The organism is Psychrobacter namhaensis (assembly GCF_016107545.1).
Classification (GTDB): Bacteria; Pseudomonadota; Gammaproteobacteria; order Pseudomonadales; family Moraxellaceae; genus Psychrobacter; species Psychrobacter namhaensis.
Window position 1 is genome coordinate 359945 of sequence record NZ_JABASS010000002.1, and the last position, 24569, is coordinate 384513.

The 24569-nt window shown below is 44.9% G+C and carries 20 protein-coding genes and 1 tRNA gene; 14 read left to right on the top strand and 7 right to left on the bottom strand.

Annotated features, from left to right (window positions below):
- Nucleotides 1-160 precede the first annotated feature (160 nt).
- Entirely contained in the window at nt 161-811 is a 651-nt protein-coding gene (gene miaE, locus JFC06_RS03480; protein WP_227670163.1) for a tRNA-(ms[2]io[6]A)-hydroxylase, read from the bottom strand.
- A gap of 733 nt (nt 812-1544) precedes the next feature.
- On the opposite strand from miaE, the gene JFC06_RS03485 reads away from it, so the two are divergent.
- From JFC06_RS03485 to JFC06_RS03535, 11 genes are all read left to right on the top strand, one after another.
- On the top strand, nt 1545-3743 hold the full coding sequence (locus tag JFC06_RS03485; protein WP_198333984.1) for a malate synthase G: 2199 nt from the start codon (nt 1545-1547) through the stop codon (nt 3741-3743).
- 547 nt (nt 3744-4290) lie between these two features.
- Nucleotides 4291-5361, top strand: a complete 1071-nt coding sequence (locus JFC06_RS03490; RefSeq protein ID WP_198333985.1) for a porin — start codon at nt 4291-4293, stop codon at nt 5359-5361.
- 207 nt (nt 5362-5568) lie between these two features.
- Complete coding sequence (locus tag JFC06_RS03495) at nt 5569-7203, top strand: CTP synthase (protein WP_193006102.1); 1635 nt, start codon at nt 5569-5571, stop codon at nt 7201-7203.
- A gap of 232 nt (nt 7204-7435) precedes the next feature.
- Nucleotides 7436-8311, top strand: coding sequence for a 3-deoxy-8-phosphooctulonate synthase (kdsA, locus tag JFC06_RS03500; RefSeq protein ID WP_198333986.1), 876 nt, complete (start codon nt 7436-7438; stop codon nt 8309-8311).
- A gap of 37 nt (nt 8312-8348) precedes the next feature.
- The gene (locus tag JFC06_RS03505) at nt 8349-8603 is read left to right on the top strand and encodes a heavy-metal-associated domain-containing protein (protein ID WP_193006104.1); all 255 of its coding nucleotides are present in this window, start codon (nt 8349-8351) and stop codon (nt 8601-8603) included.
- Between the two features lie 167 nt (nt 8604-8770).
- Nucleotides 8771-8995, top strand: a complete 225-nt coding sequence (locus JFC06_RS03510) for a heavy-metal-associated domain-containing protein (RefSeq protein WP_198333987.1) — start codon at nt 8771-8773, stop codon at nt 8993-8995.
- 216 nt (nt 8996-9211) lie between these two features.
- Entirely contained in the window at nt 9212-11572 is a 2361-nt protein-coding gene (locus JFC06_RS03515) for a heavy metal translocating P-type ATPase (RefSeq protein ID WP_198333988.1), read from the top strand.
- A gap of 333 nt (nt 11573-11905) precedes the next feature.
- A complete protein-coding gene (gene eno, locus JFC06_RS03520; protein WP_198333989.1) occupies nt 11906-13222 on the top strand; it encodes a phosphopyruvate hydratase in 1317 nt (438 codons plus the stop codon).
- 106 nt (nt 13223-13328) lie between these two features.
- Nucleotides 13329-13637 carry an FtsB family cell division protein gene (locus tag JFC06_RS03525; protein WP_193006129.1) on the top strand — a complete coding sequence of 103 codons (309 nt, stop codon included), beginning with the start codon at nt 13329-13331 and terminating at the stop codon, nt 13635-13637.
- Between the two features lie 123 nt (nt 13638-13760).
- The gene (gene ispD / locus JFC06_RS03530; protein ID WP_198333990.1) at nt 13761-14534 is read left to right on the top strand and encodes a 2-C-methyl-D-erythritol 4-phosphate cytidylyltransferase; all 774 of its coding nucleotides are present in this window, start codon (nt 13761-13763) and stop codon (nt 14532-14534) included.
- A gap of 305 nt (nt 14535-14839) precedes the next feature.
- Entirely contained in the window at nt 14840-15448 is a 609-nt protein-coding gene (locus tag JFC06_RS03535; RefSeq protein ID WP_198333991.1) for a BLUF domain-containing protein, read from the top strand.
- Between the two features lie 294 nt (nt 15449-15742).
- Here the strand turns inward: JFC06_RS03535 and JFC06_RS03540 are convergent.
- From JFC06_RS03540 to pyrC, 4 genes are all read right to left on the bottom strand, one after another.
- Nucleotides 15743-15818 (bottom strand) — tRNA-Glu (locus JFC06_RS03540).
- Between the two features lie 52 nt (nt 15819-15870).
- On the bottom strand, nt 15871-16068 hold the full coding sequence (locus JFC06_RS03545; protein ID WP_193006109.1) for a hypothetical protein: 198 nt from the start codon (nt 16066-16068) through the stop codon (nt 15871-15873).
- 307 nt (nt 16069-16375) lie between these two features.
- Nucleotides 16376-17035, bottom strand: coding sequence for a ribonuclease T (gene rnt / locus JFC06_RS03550; protein ID WP_193006131.1), 660 nt, complete (start codon nt 17033-17035; stop codon nt 16376-16378).
- Between the two features lie 271 nt (nt 17036-17306).
- Entirely contained in the window at nt 17307-18377 is a 1071-nt protein-coding gene (pyrC, locus tag JFC06_RS03555) for a dihydroorotase (RefSeq protein ID WP_198333992.1), read from the bottom strand.
- A gap of 327 nt (nt 18378-18704) precedes the next feature.
- On the opposite strand from pyrC, the gene JFC06_RS03560 reads away from it, so the two are divergent.
- Complete coding sequence (locus tag JFC06_RS03560) at nt 18705-19943, top strand: argininosuccinate synthase (RefSeq protein ID WP_198333993.1); 1239 nt, start codon at nt 18705-18707, stop codon at nt 19941-19943.
- Between the two features lie 144 nt (nt 19944-20087).
- Here JFC06_RS03560 and JFC06_RS03565 read toward each other — a convergent pair whose 3' ends face one another.
- Nucleotides 20088-21359 (bottom strand): hypothetical protein, encoded by a 1272-nt coding sequence (locus tag JFC06_RS03565; protein ID WP_198333994.1) that lies wholly within the window; start codon nt 21357-21359, stop codon nt 20088-20090.
- Between the two features lie 136 nt (nt 21360-21495).
- Here JFC06_RS03565 and JFC06_RS03570 point away from each other — a divergent pair, with 136 nt between their 5' ends.
- Nucleotides 21496-22011 (top strand): L,D-transpeptidase, encoded by a 516-nt coding sequence (locus JFC06_RS03570; protein WP_198333995.1) that lies wholly within the window; start codon nt 21496-21498, stop codon nt 22009-22011.
- Nucleotides 22012-22236: 225 nt separating this feature from the next.
- Entirely contained in the window at nt 22237-22857 is a 621-nt protein-coding gene (locus JFC06_RS03575; RefSeq protein WP_198333996.1) for a nitroreductase family protein, read from the top strand.
- A 100-nt stretch (nt 22858-22957) separates the two neighbouring features.
- Here the strand turns inward: JFC06_RS03575 and JFC06_RS03580 are convergent, their stop codons facing one another.
- Entirely contained in the window at nt 22958-24556 is a 1599-nt protein-coding gene (locus tag JFC06_RS03580) for a CYTH and CHAD domain-containing protein (RefSeq protein WP_198333997.1), read from the bottom strand.
- Nucleotides 24557-24569 lie beyond the last annotated feature (13 nt).

The window sequence follows — 24569 nt, forward strand, 5'->3', positions numbered from 1 at the left end:
TGTCCAAATTTTTTACGTTGCAAAAGTCAATACAATAGAAGCCAGTTTTACCCCTCTTTCAAGAAGAGATATGGAGGGGCAAGCACTTGCTCAGTGCTTGCCTCTTTTTTTATATGTATAAGATTTTTGTACGTTTAAGAAAGGGGACAACAAGCTGATATTAAGCAGGAGTGCCGCTGTGAAAGCGCAACTTAGTATCTGGACTGGAAATCAACTCGGCTTCTACTGCTTTAAAAAATCCCACTCTCTCATCAATATTGTCTTCAGACAGCGATTGCGCCAGTGCTAAATAGTCCTCAAAATGGCGGCTCTCTGACTTCAATAAATAGCGATAGTATTTTGCTAAGCGCTCATCGTTGATAACTTCTGCTAATGCCGCAAACCGCTCGCAAGAACGCGCTTCAATAAATGCCCCAATAATCAGTACATCTACCATCGCTGCTGGCTCGTAAGTGCGCTTGTGTTTTAACATACCTTTGGCATAACGGCCTGCACTTAAGTATTGCCAGTCCTGTCCACGATCATTCATGATACCCAGCACTTGCTCATAATGGAGCATCTCCTCACGTATTAGCTGCGCCAATTTACGCTGTAAATCATAAGAAAACTCATAACGAAATATCAAATTCATAGCGGTACCGGCTGCTTTTTTTTCGCAGTTGGCGTGGTCTTGGATAATAGTAGGCAAATTTGCCATCGCTGCATTGACCCAAGACTCTGTGGTTCTAGCTCCCAAAAAATTATAAACAGGGGAGAGGTCTACTTTTATAGGCGTTCGCAATTGGGCGATGTCGACGCTATCTTCTGCCATACTGTTGTCGTCAGTACCGTGATCACTCATATTGTCACTAATAATGCTGTCGCTCATACTGTCGTTTCCTATATAGGTAGTGTCTTTATTCATGGTTTCTTTATTCATAGATTCTTTATATATGGTTTCTGTCATGGTCGAGTGTTTAAGACTTTTTGATCGCACATAAAAAGTTAAATAGATAACGCTTACGTATCAGTCACTGTGCTAATGATTACTTATCGTTTGTCTGTATGATCTCTCTGTGTCATTAGTGAGAGGTATGAAAGTGCTATAACGCTGATAGCGTATAGGTTATCATTATTAGACAACCCCAATATTTATTTAGTAAATGAGGTTTTCTTGTTTATTTCTTTATTTGATAGTAGGATGAGATTTTGCTTAAGCGGCTTTTTGTCTTACTATTAAATGTCGCTTGATGGTAAATGGCAAGCATTATAGCAACTGCTGATACGATATAAACCAGCAGTCATCTAGCTACCGTCTCTTCAAAACCGTTTAATTAGTATGGCCGAGCATATTTTATGACAAGGTAGAACGAGCATAAATGTTTTGGCTGTTTAAACGCTTGAGTCGCTATTCACGGTTAGCTTATATGATAACTTAATCAGTAAGTTTGCTTAATAGGTCATTTAAATTGGGAATAGATGCCTAAGCCTACGAACGACAGTGTCCAATCACTGCGGTAGCAACTTCGTCTTTACACACCTCACGAACAGATAAGGATAACAATATGAGCCAGTCTTCTAACGCCAATCGTATTCAAAAAGGCATTCTTGCCATCGACCAGCAGTTGTACGACTTTATTGAAAACGAAGTGCTGCCAAAAGTCGGTGTTGATTCAGAGAGTTATTGGTCAGGGTTTGAAAAAGTCATCAAAGAGTTCACGCCGCGTAATAAAGCGCTGCTAGAAACCCGTGACAAAATCCAAGCACAGATCGATCAGTGGCACCTAGAGCACCCTGCCAAAGACGGCGAGATTGATTACCCGGCTTATAAGACATTCTTACAAGAGATTGGGTATCTGTTGCCAGAAGGCGACGACTTTACCGTCAGCACAGAAAATGTCGATGACGAAATTGCCCACATCGCAGGGCCACAGTTAGTCGTGCCAGTCCGTAATGCTCGCTATGCGCTGAATGCAACCAACGCACGTTGGGGCAGTCTGTATGATGCTTTGTATGGTACTGATGTCATCAGTGATGAAAATGGTCAAGAAGCCAAAGGCGGGTATAACCCAACTCGCGGCGCTGCGGTTGTGGCTTACGCCAAAAAATTCCTAGATGAAAACTTTGCGTTAGCGTCAGGCTCGTACAATGATGCGACCGGCTTTAAAGTGGAAGATGGTAAGCTTGTAGTGGTCCAAGGTGATGACAGTACTCAGCTAAAAGACCCCGCTCAGTTTGCTGGTTTTGTTGGCGATGCAGGACAGCCAACCGGTATCTTGTTAAAACACAACGGTTTGCATGCAGAGATTCAGATAGATGCCAGCCATCCCGTTGGTAAGGACGATCCTGCAAACATTAAAGACGTGCTTCTTGAGTCGGCGATTACGGCGATTCAAGACTGTGAAGACTCCATTGCTGCCGTCGATGCAGAAGAAAAAGTGGAAGTTTATCGTAACTGGCTCGGTTTGATGAATGGCGACTTGCAAGAAACCTTTGAAAAAGGTGGCAAGACGCGCACTCGCAAACAAAACCCAGACCGTGAGTACAATACGCCAGAAGGTGGCAAGCTGACGTTGCCAGGTCGCTCGCTATTGCTCATCCGTAATGTGGGCCATTTGATGCAAAACCCTGCAATCTTAGTCGATTTGGGCGATGGTCAAGAAGAGATTTTCGAAGGGCTGATGGACGGTTTGATTACGCCGTTATTGTCACTCAATGATCTAAAAGGCAAAAATGAGCTGTCAAACTCGCGTAAAGGCTCGATGTATATCGTTAAGCCAAAAATGCACGGCCCTGAAGAAGTCAAAATGGCCAATGACTTGTTTGATGCCTCAGAAGACTTATTAGGCTTAGAACGCAACACCCTCAAAATTGGCATCATGGATGAAGAGCGCCGCATGACGGTCAATCTAAAAGAAGCCATTCGCCAAGCCAAAGAGCGCGTTATCTTTATTAACACAGGCTTCTTAGACCGTACTGGGGATGAGATGCATACCAGCATGAATGCCGGCCCATTCGTGCCAAAAGGTGAAATGAAGTCACAAGCATGGCAGCCCGCTTACGAGCAGTGGAACGTTGATATCGGTCTAGAGACCGGACTACAAGGTCGTGCACAGATTGGTAAAGGCATGTGGGCCAAACCTGATGAAATGAAAGAGATGATGGATACTAAGGCGGCGCATCCCAAGTCTGGTGCTACGACTGCATGGGTCCCATCACCAACAGGGGCAACCTTGCACAGCATGCACTATCATCAAGTGAGCGTCGCTGACGTACAAGACAGCCTAAAGTCACGCAAACGTGCCAGCTTGGATGATATTTTGACCATTCCATTGGCAAAAGACACCAATTGGACAGAAGAACAAAAGCAGCAAGAGCTTGAGAACAATGCTCAGGGCATCTTAGGTTATGTGGTACGTTGGGTAAACCAAGGGGTGGGTTGCTCTAAGGTACCTGATATCAATGATGTTGGGCTCATGGAAGATCGTGCAACGTTGCGTATTTCAAGCCAGCACATTGCCAACTGGCTGCACCATGATGTGGTTAGCGAACAGCAAGTGATGGATACCATGAAACGCATGGCAAAAGTGGTTGATGAGCAAAACGCGGGCGATAGTGACTATCAACCGATGGCAAATGACTTTGATAACTCTTATGCTTTCAAGGCAGCCTGTGATTTGGTCTTTAAAGGTCGTGAGCAACCTAGTGGCTATACTGAGCCGTTATTGCACCAAGCACGTCTTGATTTAAAAGCTAACGTCTAAGTCGATTTGCTGGTTTTTACAGGTACTGAATAGTCCTTCGTCACTTTGTTTGGCGCTACTTATTAATGAATAAGTAGCGCCTTATTTTTGGCAAGCTTAGGGTATTGATTACAAGAATTTCAGTTTCTTAGTAATCATACTAATCAATAATATCTTTATCTCTTTGACTAGATAGAAGTTTTTTTCGCAAGTGTCTGTACTGGATGATGGGCATAGTATCCATAAATTCTGGCATTTAAAAAGCGAAAAAATATGTTGCAAATTATGTCAAAGTTGTTATGCTTGTATTCGAAGTATGAGTTTGGTAACGGATGTTACGCAACGGAGCGATAAAGACCAAAGTTTACATGGCAGTTACGTTTTTAATCCCAGTTATGTAAGTCATGGTTTTTTTCATCTTACTGTAATAGAACTTCGCCACACTTGTTTCTGACTAATCTCGGTAGCCAGTTACACATTATATCTTTGAGGATTTGTGACGATACCATTATGAGCACCAGCTAATAATAGCTCGCTTATTACTAAAATTGTAAAGTGGAGATACCCCATGAAAAAACTACTTTTAGCTACAGCAGTTGCTGCCCTATCTGTATCTGCAGCCAATGCCGCACCAACTCTTTATGGTAAAGCATTCGTTACTGCTGACTATGTTAATGCTGATTTTGATTCAGATTTTCCTGGTGCTGATCGTGACGAAGACACTGTAGAAATCAACTCTAATTCTTCACGTATCGGTCTTAAAGGCTCTGAAGCCTTGACTGCTAATACTGATGTTATCTATCAGTTAGAGTACGGTACTCGTGTTGATGGCGATAGCGATGGCTTTACTAACCGTGATACGTATCTTGGTGTGGTAAACAAGCAGTTTGGTGAAGTGCGTGCTGGTAAAAACCAATCTACTTTAGACTACGTAAACAACGTGGTTGTAAACGATGGCTACTGGGATAACTTAGGCGGTAACAAGCTTGAAGAAAATGAAGATTTTGGTGGCTTAAACATGGCTGATAGTAGCCGTATCAACAGCTCAATCATCTGGAAAGCGCCTAAATACAATAACCTACCACTAGAACTTGCTGTTATGTACAGCTCTGACGAAGCAAACGGTAACAAAGATGATGGTTTTGGTGCTGCTTTGATGTTTGATCAAGGTACAGGCTTCACTGCTGGTGTTGCTTATGATAAAGACCAAAATATCGAAGGTGATATCATCCGTGGTACAGCGACTGCTGACCTAAGCCAATATATTGCTTACCCTGTAACATTAGGCGCTTTATATCAGGTTGCTGATTTTGACGGCGCTGGCTCAGGTGATGAAGACGAAAAAGGTCTTGTTCTTAGTGCAGCCATGGCGCTGTCTAACTTTGCTCGTCCAGCGACCATCTACACGCAGTACAACAAAACTGACAACTTAAATGGTTGGAATAACGCTGATTCAGATCAGATCGTTGTTGGTGGCAAGTACTTCTATAAAGACAACATCATTGCTCATGCTTACGCTGGTGTGAACAACGCTGACAATGTTAGATCTGTAAGTATTAATGATGATACCGTAACTTATGGCCCTTATGGCGATGGTGAAGTGTTTGTAGTTGGTGGTGGTCTAGAATACAGATTCTAATCTAACCATTAACACTTGACTCTAAAAAACTCATCCTTCGGGGTGAGTTTTTTTGTTGCGCCTTTTATCCTTAAGTGGTGGGTTATACTAGGCACACACTTAGACACACGCTAAAAACGAAGAGTTTCAAAGAGTTTGTGCTTTTGCCCTATATTTTTGGGTGTATTTTTAGTAAAATCCTTCTTTACCAATTACCGACAGAGTACTATGACCAAGTTTATATTTGTGACCGGTGGGGTAGTGTCCTCACTAGGAAAAGGTATCACCGCAGCCTCGCTTGCAGCGGTCTTAGAAGCACGTGGCGTGACCGTCACGATGACCAAAATGGATCCATATATTAATGTCGATCCAGGTACGATGAGTCCGTTTCAGCATGGTGAAGTGTTTGTGACCGAAGATGGCGCAGAGACAGATTTAGATTTGGGCTACTACGAGCGCTTTTTACGCCATTCAAAAATGAGTAAGAGCAATAATTTTACCAGTGGCCGCATCTATCAAAACGTGCTCAACAAAGAGCGCCGCGGTGAATACCTTGGCGGTACCGTACAGGTCATCCCGCACATCACTGATGAGATCAAAAGCAAAATCTTGGCCAGTGGCGAAGGTTACGACATCGCTATTATCGAGATTGGCGGCACGGTTGGTGATATCGAATCCCTTCCTTTTATGGAAGCAGTGCGCCAGATGCAAGTAGAGCTTGGCCGCAATAGAGCCATGCTCATGCATTTGACGCTAGTGCCTTACATCGCGAGTGCGGGTGAGACCAAAACCAAACCAACACAGCATTCGGTAAAAGAGCTGCGGTCTATCGGTTTGCAGCCTGATATCTTAATCTGCCGCTCTGATCATCATATCTCACAAGACAATCGTCGTAAGATTGCGCTGTTCACCAACGTTGAAGAGCGTGCGGTCATTATGTGTGAAGATGCGCAAAGTATTTATCAAATACCCCGTACGCTGCATGAGCAAGACCTTGATGATTTGATCTGTGAGCGTTTTGGCCTTGATGTGCCAGAAGCTGATTTGAGTGATTGGGACAAAGTGGTAGAAGCCCAGCTGAATCCTGAAGCAACGCTTACTGTTGCGATGGTTGGTAAGTATGTCGAGTTACCTGACGCCTATAAGTCTATCAATGAAGCATTGCTGCATGCAGGTATCACGCATAAAGCCGACGTCAAAATCGACTATATTGATGCCGAGCTTTTAGAAAGCGACGAGCAGTTATTTGCCCGTCTGAGCGATGCCGATGCGATTTTAGTGCCGGGCGGTTTTGGTGAGCGCGGCACTAATGGCAAAATAAAAGCCATTACTTATGCGCGTGAAAACCATGTGCCGTATTTGGGTATCTGCCTTGGTATGCAGCTGGCTGTGATTGAGTACGCGCGTAACGTACTTCAGATTAATGCCAACTCTTCTGAGTTTGATCGCAAAACGGCAGAGCCTATCATTGGCCTCATCACTGAATGGTTAGATGAGCGCGGTGAGCTACAGATTCGTAGTGATGACTCTGACCTTGGCGGTACCATGCGTCTAGGTGCACAGCAAGCCGAATTGGTCGCTGGTAGCAAGCTTGCCCAGATCTATGGTGCAGTTAATATTACTGAGCGTCATCGCCATCGTTATGAGATGAATAACCGCTATATCGAGCCATTAGAGCAAGCAGGTATGGCGATATCTGGTTATTCTGCTAAGCAGCATCTGGTAGAGTCGGTTGAGATTAGCGAGCATCCATGGTTTATTGCAGTACAGTTCCATCCTGAATTTACTAGCTCTCCACGCGGTGGTCACCCACTGTTTAATAGCTTTGTAAAAGCTGCGAAAAACTTTAGCGAAGCCAAGTAGTCATTGAAATAATATCATTCTGTCTATCCTAAAAAAGACTGATCTTCGGATCGGTCTTTTTTTTAGCCCGTATTTAGGGTGAGATACGGCCGTTCACGTGTGGTAACTCTTGTGATTGATCGCTTTATAACCATTGACAGTAGGGAATTACGCTTGAACACTTTTTTTAACGGCGCTATCGGTTACAATATAAGATAGAACCATTGATAACAATAAAGAGGAAAACGGCTGAATGGAAAACTTATTGACAGCACAGTCACACATTGCGCTTAAGACGCCTGATCATAACATCATCAACATTGGTAATGATCAGCCATTTGTGTTGTTTGGTGGTATGAATGTCTTAGAGTCCAAAGAGCTTGCGTTCGAGATTGCCGAGCAATACGTTGAGATATGTCAACGCTTGGGTATCGGTTATGTGTTTAAAGCCAGCTTTGATAAGGCCAATCGCTCAAGCTTGCACTCTTATCGGGGCCCTGGACTCGCGCAGGGTATCGATTGGCTCGGACAAATCAAAGAGAAATACCAAGTACCGATTATTACAGACGTACATGAGCCCCATCAAGCAGCACCAGTCGCTGAAGTCGCCGATATTATCCAGCTGCCTGCGTTTTTATCCCGTCAGACGGATTTGGTGCATGCGATGGCTAAGACGGATGCGATTATTAACATCAAAAAAGCCCAGTTTTTAGCGCCACATGAGATGCGCCATATTGTCAATAAATGCCTTGAAGGTGGTAACGATAAACTCATACTTTGTGAGCGCGGTAGTGCCTTTGGCTATAACAACCTTGTGGTGGATATGCTTGGTTTTGATACGATGAAGCAAATGAATATCCCGGTGTTCTTTGATGTGACGCATAGCTTGCAGCAACCAGGGGCACGTAGTGATAGTGCGGGGGGACGCCGAGAGCAAATTACCACGCTGGCACGTGCGGGTATGGCAACCGGATTGGCCGGACTATTTTTAGAGGCGCATCCAAATCCAGAAGCGGCAAAATGCGATGGTCCCTGTGCCTTGAGAATGAGCCAGTTAGAGCCGTTTTTGCGTCAGCTTAAGCAGATAGATGATTTGGTCAAGGGTTTTGAGACACTCGATACCCATTAATACCGTTCATGATACTAAATGATATTAGGAGAAAACGATGGCGATGCGAATGGCGCAGGTAAGTATCGAAAACATTGATGATGCCGAAGGGATCGATAGCATCATGACGGCGTTAAAAAATATCTCAGGCGTGACGGCTATTGAGCTAGATAAAGCCAGTAACATCGCTACCGTACGCTATGATGATACAGATACCAGTATTCATGCTTTGACGGCGGCGATTAGTATGGTTGATTATGTGACCCAACCGTTTCCTATCGATGCCCCGCAAAACCCACGTTATGATAATTAAATACGATTGTCAGAGTCTGCTAAGTCGGGTTTTCTTAATAAATGAACAACCAAATAGCCTTGTTGTTGATGGCAATTCGGCTTATGCTAGTTTAGTGCTTTTTTAATAGGTTAATAAAAGCCCATTATAAAAGCAGTTTGTGTATTCATAAAAATAAGGAGCCTGACATGGCAAGCCAAACACGTATTATTCAAATTGACGGCATGACTTGCGGGGGCTGTGTGGCAAGCGTCCATACTGCTACTGCTGATATTGACGGCATAGACACGATCACAGTTGATCTGGCTGATAAGCTAGCGACAGTGACTTTCGATGATAGCAAGACCAGTATAGAGGCCATTGCTTCTGTAATCGATGACGCTGGATTTGATGCCACAGTGGCTAATTCGTAGATTTTGTCGTTCACTTAAAAAACCAGCTATCATGGCTGGTTTTTTAGTGGTTAAAAATTAGTCGCAATTAGCATGGCCTGCTTGTGACTGCTCAACTCGGCCTACACAATTAAAAAAACACTAAATTTAGCGTGAGCCACTGGTTGTTTTAGACTCCTCCATCCCCTGATTTTTTATACCCATACCAATTTATAAATGCTATGGCGAGTGCTCTTTATGAATGATTCTACCCGTACCGATAACCCAAACCCTTACGATGTCGACACTGATATTCAATCCAGTACGCAACTGACGCCGCAGCGAGCGCATCTACAGCTGGCGATCGATGGTATGAGCTGTCAGGCTTGTGCGTCCCGTATTGAGAAGGTACTTAATAAAAAGCCTTCAGTGTATGACGTGAATGTGAACTTTGCAGGAGAGACCGCCAATGTGGACTATGATCCGGCGCAGACGACACCAGAGCAGATCACAGAGTGGGTGAACAAAACGGGTTTTGTTGCCAATTTGCAGGCAGCTGATAGTCTGTTTTCACAGACGGATGAAGACACAGCCACCCAATACCCATGGCGATTGATTGGTTTGTGGATTTGTTTACTGCCATTTTTAGTCGGTATGGCGGGCATGCTTATCGGTCAGGGTATGGCGTGGATGCCGCCTATTTGGATACAGTTTGTCTTAGCGACGATTGTACAGTTTGGCTTTGCTTTGCCGTTCTATAAAAGCGCTTGGGCGTCCATCAAAGGCGGCCTTGCCAATATGGATGTGCTGGTCGTCATTGGCACGGTGACGATTTGGGCTTATTCAACCTACTTGTGGCTGACTCATGGCGATGGCAGCTTAAACAGTTTGCTGCAAAACAGTCATGCTGGCGGTCATGGTGTCAGTAACAGCCCAGCTGTGTATTTTGAAGCAGGTGTGATGGTCATTGCTTTTGTGCGCACTGGTAAATATCTGGAAGAACGCACCAAAAAGCACAGTTTAAACAGCATTGATTTGCTGCTGTCATTGACCCCCGATGAGGTTGAGCAGCAGCAACCAAACGGTGACTTTCATAATGTTGCTCTTAAAGACATACAAGTGGGTGATATTTTGCGCGCCAAGCAAGGCAGCCGTGTCGCAACCGATGGAACGGTGATTGACGGTAGCGGCTGGTGCGTGGAGAGTCATTTAACGGGTGAGTCCGTGCCACTAAAAAAAGAAGTGGGCGATGGCTTGTTGGCAGGGGCTTTGGTAGAAAATGGCAGCCTATTATACCGTGTCAGTGCCAAAGGGAGCGATACCAAACTTGGTGATATGGTACAAGCGCTGAGTGACGCTCAAGGCTCAAAAGCGAATTTGGCACGTCTTGCTGACAGAGTAACGGCTGTCTTTGTCCCCGTGGTCGTTGCCATTGCTCTGGTGACTTTTGCCGTGACATGGTGGCTGACAGGCATGGTTGATACCGCCTTGATGCATGCAGTGTCTGTACTGGTCATTGCTTGTCCATGTGCGCTTGGTTTGGCCACGCCAGCAGCGATCATGGCGGGTATGGGTGTGGCGGCGCGCCATGGTGTTTGGTTTAAGGACGCGCAAAGTCTTGAAGCCGCAGGTAACATCGATACGGTCGTGCTTGATAAAACAGGTACTTTGACTGTCGGTAAACCCTCTATTGTCGATCATGTCATGGTTGATAAGTCTTTGGCGGTCGATGATGTTTTACAGATTGCCGCCAGTGTCGAGGCGCACGCCAGCCATCCACTAGCCACTGCGCTCATCAATACGGCCGCAGAGCGTCACTTGCCGCTGTTAAACGTGAGCGACATTAGCGTGGTGAAAGGCGCGGGTATTCAAGCAAATATAGAAGGACTTGGGCTGATAAAAGTCGGTACAGCAGAGTTTGCTAACTTGACCTTGCCAAAGTTTATGCCAAAAGTATGGCAAATTGCCAGTACCGTTGCGATTAGCGTGAATGACGAAGCGCTGGGTGCGTTTGCTCTGGCTGATGATTTAAAGGCGGATACGCCGCAAGCCATTACCGCCCTACAAGAGGCTGGTATCAAGGTTATTTTAATGAGCGGTGATAAACAGTCGGTCGTCGACCATGTGGCAGGACAGCTAGGGATCAAACAAGCGTATGGGAAAATGAGTCCACGGGATAAAGCCAGTCAAATTGCTTTATTGCAAACGGCAGGCCATAAAGTGGCGATGGCAGGAGACGGGGTTAATGATGCGCCAGCGATGGCAACCGCAGACGCCAGCTTTGCGATGTTCGAAGGCACTGATGTGGCACAGCACAGTGCGTCTGCTCGCTTGATGGGTGAGTCGCTCATGCACATCGATGCGGCGCAAAAAATTGCGCAAGCAACGCTACGCAACATCAAGCAAAATCTATTTTTTGCCTTTATTTATAACTGCCTTGGTATTCCGCTTGCCGCCTTGGGCTTTTTAAATCCTATGATTGCCGCCGCTGCGATGGCGCTCAGCTCCATTTCAGTATTGATGAATGCCCTGCGTTTAACGCGGTTTAAGACAGAGGTGGAGTTAGACAATACCGTAACGGCCTCTCATATTAATACTGACCGTACTTCCAAAGTATAATGCTCATCGCTTTTAAGATCAGTGCGACCTAAAACGAGACGATAGCGACTATTATTGCGCGCTGTCGTTGATGATTATGTTTGAAATTATGGCCGCAAGTCAGAGTAAGATAAAGGCAGTTTGACAAAAAATATGCTATGATGCCAAGCATTATAGCGAGCTGTCAATATACGAAATAGACCTCCAATGGTGCGCAAGATTCGCCCATTTTACAAATGTAAAAAGCGGTTTGGGGCACAGGTGTTATACGATAGTTTGCTTTATCTTTTTTGTATTCTAGTTGCCGTTATTTATCCCACAAACTTGGCATGACCAAAGGAATTAACAGACATTATGTACGCTGAAGAAACCAACAACGTCACCGCAATTAAAGACATCCGCGCTCGTGAGATTCTCGACTCGCGCGGTAACCCAACGATCGAAGCCGATGTTATCCTCGCTGATGGCACGATTGGCCGTGCTGCTGCACCAAGTGGCGCGTCAACTGGCTCACGTGAGGCGCTTGAGCTACGTGATGGCGACAAAGGCCGCTACATGGGTAAAGGGGTCAAAAAAGCCGTTGCCAATGTCAATAGCCAGATTCGCAGTGCGCTAATGGACAAAGACGTCACTGAGCAACAAGGCATCGATGACGCTATGATTGCGCTTGATGGAACAGAGAACAAAGACAGCCTTGGCGCTAATGCCATGCTAGCGGTGTCTCTCGCGACTGCCAAAGCGGCAGCCAAATCACAGAATCTGCCCCTACATCAGTACATTGCTAACTTGCGCAACCAGACGTCGCTGACGATGCCTGTCCCAATGATGAACATCTTAAACGGTGGTGAGCACGCGGATAACACGGTTGATATCCAAGAATTCATGATTGAACCTGTTGGCTTCACAAGCTTTTCAGAAGCCCTAAGAGCGGGTACGGAGATTTTCCACAGCTTAAAGTCTGTCCTAAAATCACAAGGCTTGAATACAGCAGTGGGTGATGAAGGTGGCTTTGCACCAAACCTACGCAGCAACGAAGAAGCGATCACCGTCATCATGCAAGCGATTGAGCAAGTCGGTTACAAAGCAGGCGAAGATATCCATTTGGCGTTAGATTGTGCAGCGAGTGAATTTTATAAAAATGGTCAGTATGTGTTGGCAGGAGAAGGCAATAAAGCGTTTGATAGCCAAGGATTCTCAGACTACTTAGTAGGTTTGGCGCGTCAATATCCTATTATTTCTATCGAAGATGGTCTTGATGAATCAGACTGGGATGGCTGGAAGTATTTGACCGAGCAGATTGGTGATAAAGTCCAATTGGTCGGCGATGATTTATTTGTAACCAATCCGACTATCTTGCAAGAAGGGATTGATAAGCATATTGCCAATGCGATTTTGATTAAATTTAATCAGATTGGCACCCTGTCAGAAACACTAGATGCGATTTATCTTGCGAAGAAAAATGGTTATGCGACCATTATCTCGCATCGTTCAGGCGAAACTGAAGACAGCACCATTGCAGACTTAGCGGTTGGTACTGCGGCCGGTCAGATTAAAACAGGCTCATTATGCCGCTCAGATCGCGTTGCAAAATACAATCAGTTGCTACGCATTGAGCAGCAAGTACGTGCCAGCTATCGTGGTCGTGAAGAGTTCATCGGTTTACGTGGTTAATAAGCGAAGCTTATAGCCTACGCTAAGCAATATGTAATCATTGACGTTTACGTATTGCTCAGCTGGTTTTTATTTTATTGTCTCTATCGTTTGGCGTTATCCTTTTATGAAATACTTTAGCCAATTTATACTTCTCGCTTTAGCCGTCGCTGTCCTCTTAGGACTACAGTATCAGTATTGGCTGGGTGAAAATGGGCGCTTTGAGCACAATAAACTGCTGTCTCAAATCGAAGAGCAACAACGCCTAAATGGAAACCAAGTGACCGCCAATAACTTGTTACGCACCGATGTGCATGACTTAAAAAATGGTCTTGAGGCTGTAGAAGAGCATGCCCGTTTAGACTTAGGTTTGATAAAGCCAAACGAAACTTTCGTCCAAGTGTCTACGGCTCCTACCACCCACAGTCGTTATTAACCTCTCTTTTCATGGTCATGAGCCGTTACTGATATTCATGCCTGTTCTTATCTGTAAGCTTCCACTGATTTTACCCATCATTTCTCTCCAACTAGACTATCCATATTGTCATGGGATCAGACCATGAGTATTAATGAAAATTGCCTTACGAACACCACTCCTACCGTCCATGCCATGATTGTTGCTGCTGGTCGCGGCAGTCGTTTTGGGGCGTCTATTGCCAAGCAATATACCATGCTGCAAGGGCAGACATTGCTACAGCATAGCGTGGCAAGGCTGGCTCGTAGTGCTTATATAGATCAATGCCTATTGGTCGTGGCAGCAGATGATCGTACGGCGCAGACGCTCGATTTTACGATTCCTGTAGCGTATGCCACGGGCGGTACCGAGCGTTGGCAATCTGTACAAGCAGGAGTCGCGGCCATTAGTCTTACAGGCGCTGCTGACTCAGATTTAGTACTGATTCATGATGCTGCGCGTCCTGCCGTGCCTAGTTGCGATATTGATCGGGTCGTTGAAACGGCAATGACAGAACCGTATGGCGCTATCTTAGCGACACCAGTAGCTGATACCCTAAAACTATCCTACACACCGCCCAGCCCGCAATCTGAGCTTATACATGATCATATAGAGCAGACCCCATCCTTTTATATCAAACAAACCATCGACCGCACGCACACGTGGCAAGCACAAACGCCGCAAGTGTTCCGACTAGGACAGTTAAGACAAGTACTCACGCATGTGGCTAAGCAGCAACTTAGTATTACCGATGAAGCCAGTGCTTTTGAACACTTAAGTCTGCCGATTCGCTTAGTGACGGGTAGTCGCCAAAATATTAAGTTGACGTACCCCGATGACGCGGTACTCCTAACAGCGATTCTTGCTGCTCAATCCTAGTTTTTCTACAGTACGGTACTATCACTTCACCCTATTACTGCCGCTCAAACGGTATGGCAGCTCACACATATGGCTACCTGACCGACTATTTAGTACTATTAATAAATCAATTAAGATAAACATATGTTGCTTTGATGACCGAACTAGCATATGATGTAACCAACTTAATACAATTAATATAAACATTTATAAAATCAATAATATACAAGCCAAGTTGATGTGATCAAAGGTTTTGTCTCTATGTTTTTTTCTAAAGTTAGTATGGTTGTTTTAGCTACATTTACCTAATAATAGGGAGAAGCTGATTGTCAACAATCAATGATTCTACAAACCCAGTAACGCCAGATCTCTGCCAGCTTGTGTATCTGAGCCATATTACTTCGACTGGTCTTTCAAATTCCAGCACGCTTAACGACATCGCAGAAGTCGCAATTAAGCATAACAAAGTGGATAATATTACTGGTATTCTTTGCTACGGCAATGGCTACTTCTTACAATGTGTGGAAGGTACTGAGCAAGCATTGACCAATCTTAAGAATCGCTTGTTGGTAGATGATCGACACAAGGACTTACAAATACTAGATTTTTCAGCACTGGCAGAACGCCGTTTTGCCGGTTGGTCACTACGCTCTATTACGCTTGAACGTTGGATGATTAATGAGCCTAAGCTTAAACCATTTATGCCATTTAAGCCCGATCGTTGGGACACTAATGAATGTCAGCAGTTTTTAGACATTTTGCAAGGCTATTACGAAGAACAAGTCAGAAGCGGAGATACGGATACGCAGCCTATAAAGTACAATACGTTAGGTATAACGTTGGGTAAGGTAGTAGGGCAGCATCAGGCCTTTTTCTTAATACAGACCATACTTGGTGGCTTAATTGTATTAGCATTACTCTGGTTGCTGCTATAAAGTAAAATTGGATGTTTGTTGTATAAATCGTATTGGATCGTAAAAGTCAGCATTCTGTGCTGGCTTTTTTATTTGGATAACTACAGTCATGTTATCTTAGGGGTGATGTATAGTAAACCGTTAGACGCTAGAGCTACTAAGACTGGCGGTAATAAGAGAGCTGCTAAGAGAGTAGAAACAAACAGGCATAAAAAAGCCCAATCACGATACGTTGTGATTGGGCTTTTTGGTGGTACGCTTATTAGTCTTATTGAGTGCTTTACTGCAAACTTGCTAATAAGTGACGCCAAATAGTGGCGTCCCCAGGGGGATTCGAACCCCCGTTACCGCCGTGAAAGGGCGGTGTCCTAGGCCTCTAGACGATGGGGACTAGTAACAACACTTCAACTGCTTTCACCATTTATGCTGAAGTGGTGCGTATTCTAATAGCGTCCACGTTTTCTGTCAAGCCTTTTTCTTCTTCTTTTTAAAATTAAATATCTTTTTTTGATGGCACGGCGAGGATGCAAGTCATTACGCTTTAAATGGTGCCGAATCCATAAAGAAGTACAAGCGCTAATGGTCAGCGCGAGCAGCATATAACCGAGAATAGTACCCCATAATTTGAGCTGTGGATCCATGATAAAGTCCCTCCTATTAAGCCTCGATAGCATAAGAGCTTTCGCTATCAAGGCAGTGTGGGCAACTGAAACCATCTGTAGGGTACGACGACATCGTTTTAACGTAGATTTTTACCGGCCAACCACTCGTCCTAACCTTTGAGCTATTGGTCCAAACCGCCTACTCAACGCTTGGATAAGAGGCTTACCTGCTTATGCTGACGTCAATCATTCCCTATTGATTGCAACACTAAGATGTTAAAGTCATCAAGTATTACAAATAGCACTATTATGAAAGGTTAGCAACATGTGATGTGTGATAAGTGACTTATTTACTTTCACTGTCGACCGTTTCTTCTTTGGTCTGCTCAGCATGCATCGCATTCGTTAGCATAGGGTAGTGATTTAAAATGTGACAAAACAGCTCGGCAGTTTTTTGCGTATCATACAGAGCAGAATGGGCATCTTTACCATCGAAATCCAGCCCCGCTGCCTTACAAGCACGTGCCAACACTGTCTGGCCAAACGCTAATGCTGATAAGGTCACGGTATCAAATACTGAAAAATTATGAAAAGGGTTGTGGTTTTTGCTGTTGGTACGTAGCACCGCCGCATTTAAAAATGCCAAATCAAAATGGGCATTGTGTCCAATTAAGACGCACTGACGGCAGTCTTCAGCACGGCGCACTTCTTTTAAGCCCTTAAAAATACGGCGTAGGGCCGTTTTTTCATCTTCGGCAATCGCTTTACGCAGTGGGTTTTTAGGATCGATACCCGTAAAGGCAAGCGCGCTTGGTTCTAAATTTGCGCCCTCGAAAGGCTCTATATGCGCATTAAAGGCCTCACCTGGATAAAAGACACCTTGCTCATTAAGGAGTACCGGAATACAAGCGATTTCTAATAGGGCATCCGTTTGCGCATTAAAACCTGCTGTCTCAACATCCACGACGACAGGCAAAAACTTACGAAAACGGTCTTTTAAGCTCATTGGCACTTGTTCTGCTGTTGCCGTCTCTTCTGTATGACTGCTTGCAGCAACCTTGAGACTATTTTCTAAGGGGTTGTCTAAATTACTTGCTGAGTTACCGTCAGATAGGGTGGCGTCATTTTGAATGGTCATATCAGGTTAAATCGCTTTTATCAGTCGTACTGTTATATTGAATTACATAAGAATCATCCTATGATATAAGTCACACCGCTTACTAGCAGGCGTCATTTATATCATAGGATTAAGTGTGGGTAGTCTTACTTAATCAGCGTTACGCTTTAAGAGACCAAGGTAGTATCTCACCAGCCATCAGCGGTGTGAGTCGTCCACCATCAAAATAAGGATAGTCTGCTGGCACTTGCATAGGCGTGTTGACCAGAGTAATCGTACTCTCATTGACTGGTAGGCCATAAAACTGGGCGCCAAAACGGCTGGCAAAGCCCTCTAGTTTGTCTATTTTGCCGACACTATCAAAAGCGGTGGCGTATAGTGGCAACGCAGTAGCAGCGCTATAGCAGCCTGCACAGCCGCAAGCCGCTTCTTTTTTATCCGTCGCATGCGGGGCAGAGTCAGTGCCTAAGAAGAACTTTGGATTGCCACTGGTCGCGACGTCTAATAACACTCTTTGATGGCTTTCACGCTTTAAGATAGGTAAGCAATAAAAATGTGGTTTGATGCCACCGACCAATAGATGGTTGCGGTTAAACATGAGATGTTGCGGCGTAATGGTGGCTGCAATTTGGTTGCCTTGAGCCAAGACAAAATCTGCTGCATCACTGGTGGTAATGTGTTCCATGACGATTTTTAACGTGGGGAATTTGACGATAATTTGTGCCAATACCTCATCTAAAAAACGTTTCTCACGGTCGAAAATATCTACATGATCTTGAGTGACTTCGCCATGGAGTAATAAGGGCAAATTGTATTTTTCTAGCGCTTCAAAAACATCGACGCAAGCATTGATATCAGTGACGCCATCAGCAGAGTTGGTGGTTGCTCCCGCAGGATAGAGCTTGACTGCTTGCACGATACCTGACCGCGCGGCCATTTCAATATCTTGTACGCTGGTGTGGTCTGTTAAATATAAGGTCATACGCGGATCAAAGGCGGCTTTTCGCTCAGCACTCAGATCACTGGCCTGTAGCTGCTCTACGATACGGGCACGATAGGCAAGCGCGTCATCGACATGCTTAACTGGTGGCACGAGGTTTGGCATGCAAATGACACGGTTAAAGCTGCTTGCAGCGTGAGGTACGGTCGTGCTCAACGCTTTGCCGTCACGCAGATGAATGTGCCAATCGTCTGGCTGAAGGAGGGTCAATTCTCTAATCGAATCAGTCATAATGTCGTAGCGCTCTGTGTCGTCATATATGGGGATAAAGGGGAGGGGTGCTGTGTGCTTATCATAACAGATTTGCCTACTTGACTAAATATGCCGCTCACTATCGACACATAATTCATAAATGACTTTTTTAACTTTTTTGCATTAAACAGCACTTAAGTACAGATGGTTACAGTGCGCTAACGCAAAAGTTAGACCAAAAGCTCGCGCCTTATAGCAGTGGCACTTTTGCCTATAGTAAATATGATGTACACTGAGCAAGTAATTTATCTTTTGTTTGAATCTTAGCGCTTTCACTAAAACTACATTTCATAATAGGAGTTATTCATGGCTCAACTTGATCCAAAAAATATTAATAAAATCGTATTGGCATATTCAGGTGGCCTCGATACCTCCATCATTGCTAAATGGCTGCAAGAAACCTACGATGCAGAAGTGATTACCTTTACCGCGGACATCGGTCAGGGTGAAGAAGTTGAGCCAGCACGCGCGAAGGCTAAGGCCATGGGTATCAAAAACATCTACATCGAAGACTTACGTGAAGAATTTGCGCGTGATTACGTGTTTCCCATGTTCCGTGCCAATGCCATCTATGAAGGTGAGTATTTACTAGGCACTTCTATCGCGCGGCCGTTGATTGCCAAGCGTTTGGTTGAGATTGCAAAAGAGCACAATGCCGATGCCATCAGCCATGGTGCGACCGGTAAAGGGAACGATCAAGTACGTTTTGAGCTGGGCGCTGTTGCCTTGTCACCAGATGTTGTGACGATTGCTCCTTGGCGTGAATGGGATTTATCGAGCCGTGAAAGCTTAATGCAATATGCCAAAGAGCATGACATTGCGATTGACTATGCGGGCAATACAAAAAAATCTCCTTACTCAATGGATGCCAACCTTCTACACATCTCTTATGAAGGTGGTATTTTAGAAGATCCATATGCCGAAGCAGAAGAAGACATGTGGCGCTGGTCTGTCAGCCCAGAACAAGCACCTGATGAGGCGCAGTATCTAGAAATAGAGTACAAAAAAGGCGATATCGTTGCCATCGATGGTGAGGCGCTTAAGCCTTATGAGGTGATGATTAAGCTGAATGAAATCGGCGGTAAGCACGGTATTGGTCGTTTAGATATCGTTGAAAACCGTTACGTCGGTATGAAGTCACGTGGTTGCTACGAGACGCCAGCTGGCACCATCATGCTCAAAGCCCATCGCGGTATCGAGTCACTAACGCTTGATCGCGAAGCCGCCCATCTAAAAGATGAGCTCATGCCACGCTATGCAAAAATCATCTACAACGGCTACTGGTTCAGCCCTGAGCGTATGATGTTGCAAGCATTGATTGACAAGTCGCAAGAATACGTCAACGGAACAGTACGTGTGAAGCTCTATAAAGGCAGCGTAAGCGTAGTCGGTCGTAAGTCAGATGATTCGTTGTTTGATGAAAAGATCGCGACTTTTGAAGACGATGCAGGCGCTTACGATCAAAAAGACGCAGAAGGCTTTATCCGTCTAAACGGTCTACGTCTAGCGATCGAAGCGAGCCGTGGTCGCGACTTATCAAAGTAAGTTTGTCACGGCTTAGTGGTTCATAAAGCGCTAATACTTATATAAGACACAGAGGCACTATTGATATAGTGCCTCTGTTTTTTTATGGCGATTAGGCTTTTATCAAGGCAGTTTTACGCACAAATGATGGATTGCCATTCTTTTCTAGTGGTCTTTTACGGCAGCTTCACTGTCAGGTTCGTCTTCGTCTACCCTGACAATAGCAACATCTTGTTGCTCACGCTCATTGATAGCGTCTTGCTCCAATACCTCTTCTGTTGCCAGAATAACCCCATCAGATCTTTGCGTTTGGTATTTAAGGGTAGCGAGGGCACCCAGTACACCGATGACCAGAATAATGATGAGTATAACGGGGTTTTTCCAGAGAGGCGTTGTTGCCTCGTATTCAATCGGTTTCTCACTAATCGTGGTGGGGGTATTGTCGCTATTACCACCGATCAACCCCAAGCTAACCAAAGGTGGTTTTGGTGGATTGGCAGGTTCAGAGTTCACCCGTAGTCGATTGCGACTTAAATAGATATCAGATATTTTAGCAAGCTGCAGCAACCAGCGTTGATGCGGTAACGTAATGGCGCGCATTTCTGCAAACACTAACGTGTCATTATGGCGTCCTTGCGGCAAGTTATCAGGTGAGCGCCCGATGGCTTTTAAATAATTGCCAGTTGCCATCTGCATGTCTTGGACGGGGTCCTGTTTTTTAGGCTGATATGAGGTCAGCTCATACCAGTAAGGGTCAAAAGGTGGCGGGGTGATTAATGGCTGTTCAGCGTTTAATGGTTTATGCTCTGCGGCATTCTCTGCGTTGTTTTCTACAGACGCTGCTAGTGCGGTAGACCCGTTGTCATTCCCGTTCTCATTGTCCGGTAATGTGGTAGATACCGCTGGCGCCTGCTCCGCTGTAAAGCGTGCTGCCGCTAAAAATTGTGGTTGTAAGGCAAACCATTTATTAATCTCATCAATGTCAAGTTGACTGTATTCTGCTAAGATCGCCAGTTCGCGTAGTACGATCACGCATAAAGCAGTTAGTAAAATTTGGATTTTTTGCGCTGATACGTCGATTTTTGTGGCAATATGATCGCACGCTTTGATCACACGCGCACTGTCATGAAATATGGCGTCCGCGGCATCATGGCGATGATACAACGTCGCGTTGATCGTCGCAAAATTCATAGAATTATACTGACGTAGCTCTTTGACCGCGCTACGTCCAAACAGTTTTTTGCTGACCGCTTGCCCTTGATGGTGCTGATGATAAGAAAGAAGCGCACTAATAATGGCCTGTAAGCTGGCGTCCATCGCTAATCGCGCTTGTGGTAATGATAGCTGGGCGGCATCTGCCAACAGGGACAGCATAGGTATAGTATCTTGATATAGAAAATCATACATCGACACACGTGTCGGTGAAATAGTCGTCATAATCTGCTAGCATCAAAAAGTGTGTCCCTATCTTACGGGGCCAAAAGCCTTGACACAATCCCTTAATAATAGAAATTTTCTATCATTTTGCTTGATAATGCTATTCGCCGTACTGTGAACCACCGTGGGAAGTCTTATGAAAAACATCCAGAAAATTGATAAACAGTTAGTTATTAACATTGCTGAGCAGACGTTGACGATATATCAGCAACAAACCGAAGTGACTAAGTACCCAGTGTCTACTGCTAAAAACGGTATTGGTGGACAGCAAGATAGCGGTTGTACGCCGCTTGGACAACATATCATTGCAGAAAAAATAGGCGATCGCTCTCCTATAAACGCCGTGTTTGTGGGACGCGAGCCGACTGGGGAGAGATATAGCGCGGCTCTTGGTGCGCTACATCCTGAGCGCGACTGGATACTGAGCCGTATTTTATGGTTGAGGGGTTTGGAAAAAGGAATTAACACAGGTAGTAACAGTCAGGGTAGCTGCGACACTTATCAGCGCTATATCTATATTCATGGGACACCAGACAGCGAGCCAATGGGTGTGCCGCTCTCACATGGCTGCGTGCGTATGCGTAATACAGATATTATTGAGCTGTTTGAGCAAGTTGAAGAAGGGACGCCAGTCACGATCGTTGCTGATTAATTTTGATTGAACGATCATCACTAATTGAGTGGTATGAGACAAGATTGTTTTACAAATTTATGAATAAAACCTACTTAATATGGTGAAGTTTTCATTAAGCGTGTGGATATAATAAGATGGTACTTAATCACTAGTGATGAATGCGGTATGGGGAACGTTGTTTACTCAGTTTCTATTCCATCATAGTGATAAGTCATCATAACTATAACCATAAGGATAATAATAATGTCTACAGAAAGTCTGGTCACCTTACAGCAAGCCTTTGATGAGCGCCGTTCTATCTATGATTTAGGCAGCGACTTGCCAGTAGAGCCGCAAGCGATTGTCAATATGGCAGAACGGGTTTTATTGCATACTCCTTCAGCCTTTAACTCACAGTCGTCACGCTTAGTGGTATTGTTTGGTGAGCAACATCAGCACTTGTGGGACATCACAGAAGAAAAGTTACGTGAGGCGGTGGGTGATGGTGATTTTTCTAGTAGCAAACAAAAACTGGATGGTTTTCGTGCCGCGGCTGGCACGATACTGTTTTATGAAGATAAAAATGTGACTAAGTCGCTACAGGAAAAGTTTGCCCTATATGCCGATAAATTCCCTGTTTGGGCCCAGCACACCTCAGCGATGCATCAGTACGCGATGTGGACAGAGCTACGCACATTAAATGTCGGTGCCAATCTACAGCACTACAATCCGCTTATCGATGAAGAGGCAGCGGCGGCTTTTGCTATTCCAGAGAGCTGGGAGTTGGTTGCACAAATGCCATTTGGCAGTATTGGTGAGCCTGCTGGAGAAAAAAGCTATCAGCCTGTTAGTGAGCGCATGAAAGTACTCGGTTTGGATAGCTAATGACTTAGCACTAAAAACAACAGTTACGTAAGGAAAGACAGCCCTTATAAAGCGAGCTGTCTTTTTTACGCGATGTTTTGATGATTGTTTTTAAGGGTACTTACCAAAATATCGAGGCGTTTCTCACTTTGTCTAAGCGTTTTTCAATGCGTTTAGGGTCTTTTTCTTGTTTTGCCGCAAACCAACCCGCACCATATAAGGCGTTAGACTCTGATGCTGATTTTAATTGATAATGCTGTTGATATTGCGTGTGAGCATGACCCCGATCTAACGCCTTTTGCGCTTTTTTCAAACGTTTTAGCCAGCGTTTGATTGTCTTTTTAGACCCTTTTTTATGAAATAAGGGCACGGAAAACTCACTGATATGGCGTAACTCTTCTATATGACAGCGCAACTGATATTGGGCTTGTGCGTCATCATTGTCTTCTGCATCAATGTTTTGTGTGTCCGTACTATCAGGCTCAGTACACTCAGCATTGTTGTCATCAACCAGTGTCTTATCGACTTTGAGTAATTTTTTATGTTGCTTGGACAGAACCTTGGTGAGCTTGTCAATGGCGGGCTTATCAGCTTGGGGTTCAAGGCTTGGGTCACTCATGGTAAAGGCGATCAGCTCTAGTAAAGTGAGCTGAAAGTCATTGGCGCGTGCCACGTCTACTGGCTTAATTTTGAGCGCATCGATATCGGTTGTCCAGTCGACTACAGGCGAGCCTAGTTCCTGTAGCTGAGGCTCGATGTTGTCTGCCAGATAAGTCAGTTCTCTATGATCGCCAAGTAATGTGGCGGTTTGCTTGAGTATCGGCTGCCAGTCAGGATTGATCTCGTCAGAGAAACTGGTAAACGCCGTTATGGCCGTACACAAACGACTGATACCGTTATGCAGTTGTAAAACGTGCTCATTGTCCATGCTACCGGCTACGATAGCACTGCTGTTCGGCAGTATTTGCAACAAACAATTATGTACTGCTGCCCGTACAAAGGCGGGCATGCTGATTTTTTTATTGATGTTTAGCTGACTGAGGTCAGCGCCAACCGCGCGACTGTGGTTTTGGTTTTTGATGAGCAGGCCACCGCGTTCGGCTTTAGTCACGGTAGACAAGCAGAGTTTGTAGCGCTTACACCATGTTTTGGCGGTCATAAATAAAAAGTCTAAATCTCCTGCCACCAACTCAAACTCAATCTCTTGAATCGTGTCTCGCTGGGTGTCGTCATTACCATGGATGATCTCTCCATGATCGTATGCCATCTCAATCTGGTTATCAGTGTCATCACTATCGTTTTCTGTGAGCAATCTTGTGGTGCGCTGTACATCAGTGACGTACAATCGTGTCAGTGTTTTTGCTAACTTTTTGAGCTTAAAGTCCTCTAAAGCTGGGGCGATTGCAGTATCTTTGTAGATGGTCAAATCAGGCTTGAGCGCATTATTGTCTAGCATCGCTTGTACCTGTTCACTGTCTAACTCGGCGTTATGCTCTAAACGGGCGGCAATACCATCGCCACCTGCCTTAATGGTTTGCACCCAGGTATCGCCCTCTTTACGAATACGAAGGCCAATACCAGCTTGTGCCAGTTGTTGATCCGGCGTGTCGTAATAGTGGGCAGCCAGTTGCGTCACCTGTGAAGATTTAACTTTTGCTTGGCGCATCAACCCTTTTAATCGTGAGTCGGGTACTAAAAACTTCAGCTCTATCTCTTGCATGACGGCTCCTTAA

Coding starts and splice junctions, on each gene's coding strand:
- JFC06_RS03495 (WP_193006102.1), top strand. CDS start 5,569: ATGACCAAGTTTATATTTGTGACCGGTGGGGTAGTGTCCTCACTAGGA.
- ispD (WP_198333990.1), top strand. CDS start 13,761: ATGAGTATTAATGAAAATTGCCTTACGAACACCACTCCTACCGTCCAT.
- JFC06_RS03525 (WP_193006129.1), top strand. CDS start 13,329: ATGAAATACTTTAGCCAATTTATACTTCTCGCTTTAGCCGTCGCTGTC.
- rnt (WP_193006131.1), bottom strand. CDS start 17,035: ATGAGCTTAAAAGACCGTTTTCGTAAGTTTTTGCCTGTCGTCGTGGAT.
- pyrC (WP_198333992.1), bottom strand. CDS start 18,377: ATGACTGATTCGATTAGAGAATTGACCCTCCTTCAGCCAGACGATTGG.
- JFC06_RS03515 (WP_198333988.1), top strand. CDS start 9,212: ATGAATGATTCTACCCGTACCGATAACCCAAACCCTTACGATGTCGAC.
- JFC06_RS03570 (WP_198333995.1), top strand. CDS start 21,496: ATGAAAAACATCCAGAAAATTGATAAACAGTTAGTTATTAACATTGCT.
- eno (WP_198333989.1), top strand. CDS start 11,906: ATGTACGCTGAAGAAACCAACAACGTCACCGCAATTAAAGACATCCGC.
- JFC06_RS03575 (WP_198333996.1), top strand. CDS start 22,237: ATGTCTACAGAAAGTCTGGTCACCTTACAGCAAGCCTTTGATGAGCGC.
- JFC06_RS03505 (WP_193006104.1), top strand. CDS start 8,349: ATGGCGATGCGAATGGCGCAGGTAAGTATCGAAAACATTGATGATGCC.
- JFC06_RS03485 (WP_198333984.1), top strand. CDS start 1,545: ATGAGCCAGTCTTCTAACGCCAATCGTATTCAAAAAGGCATTCTTGCC.
- JFC06_RS03565 (WP_198333994.1), bottom strand. CDS start 21,359: ATGACGACTATTTCACCGACACGTGTGTCGATGTATGATTTTCTATAT.
- JFC06_RS03580 (WP_198333997.1), bottom strand. CDS start 24,556: ATGCAAGAGATAGAGCTGAAGTTTTTAGTACCCGACTCACGATTAAAA.
- JFC06_RS03510 (WP_198333987.1), top strand. CDS start 8,771: ATGGCAAGCCAAACACGTATTATTCAAATTGACGGCATGACTTGCGGG.
- kdsA (WP_198333986.1), top strand. CDS start 7,436: ATGGAAAACTTATTGACAGCACAGTCACACATTGCGCTTAAGACGCCT.
- JFC06_RS03560 (WP_198333993.1), top strand. CDS start 18,705: ATGGCTCAACTTGATCCAAAAAATATTAATAAAATCGTATTGGCATAT.
- JFC06_RS03545 (WP_193006109.1), bottom strand. CDS start 16,068: ATGGATCCACAGCTCAAATTATGGGGTACTATTCTCGGTTATATGCTG.
- JFC06_RS03490 (WP_198333985.1), top strand. CDS start 4,291: ATGAAAAAACTACTTTTAGCTACAGCAGTTGCTGCCCTATCTGTATCT.
- miaE (WP_227670163.1), bottom strand. CDS start 811: ATGGCAGAAGATAGCGTCGACATCGCCCAATTGCGAACGCCTATAAAA.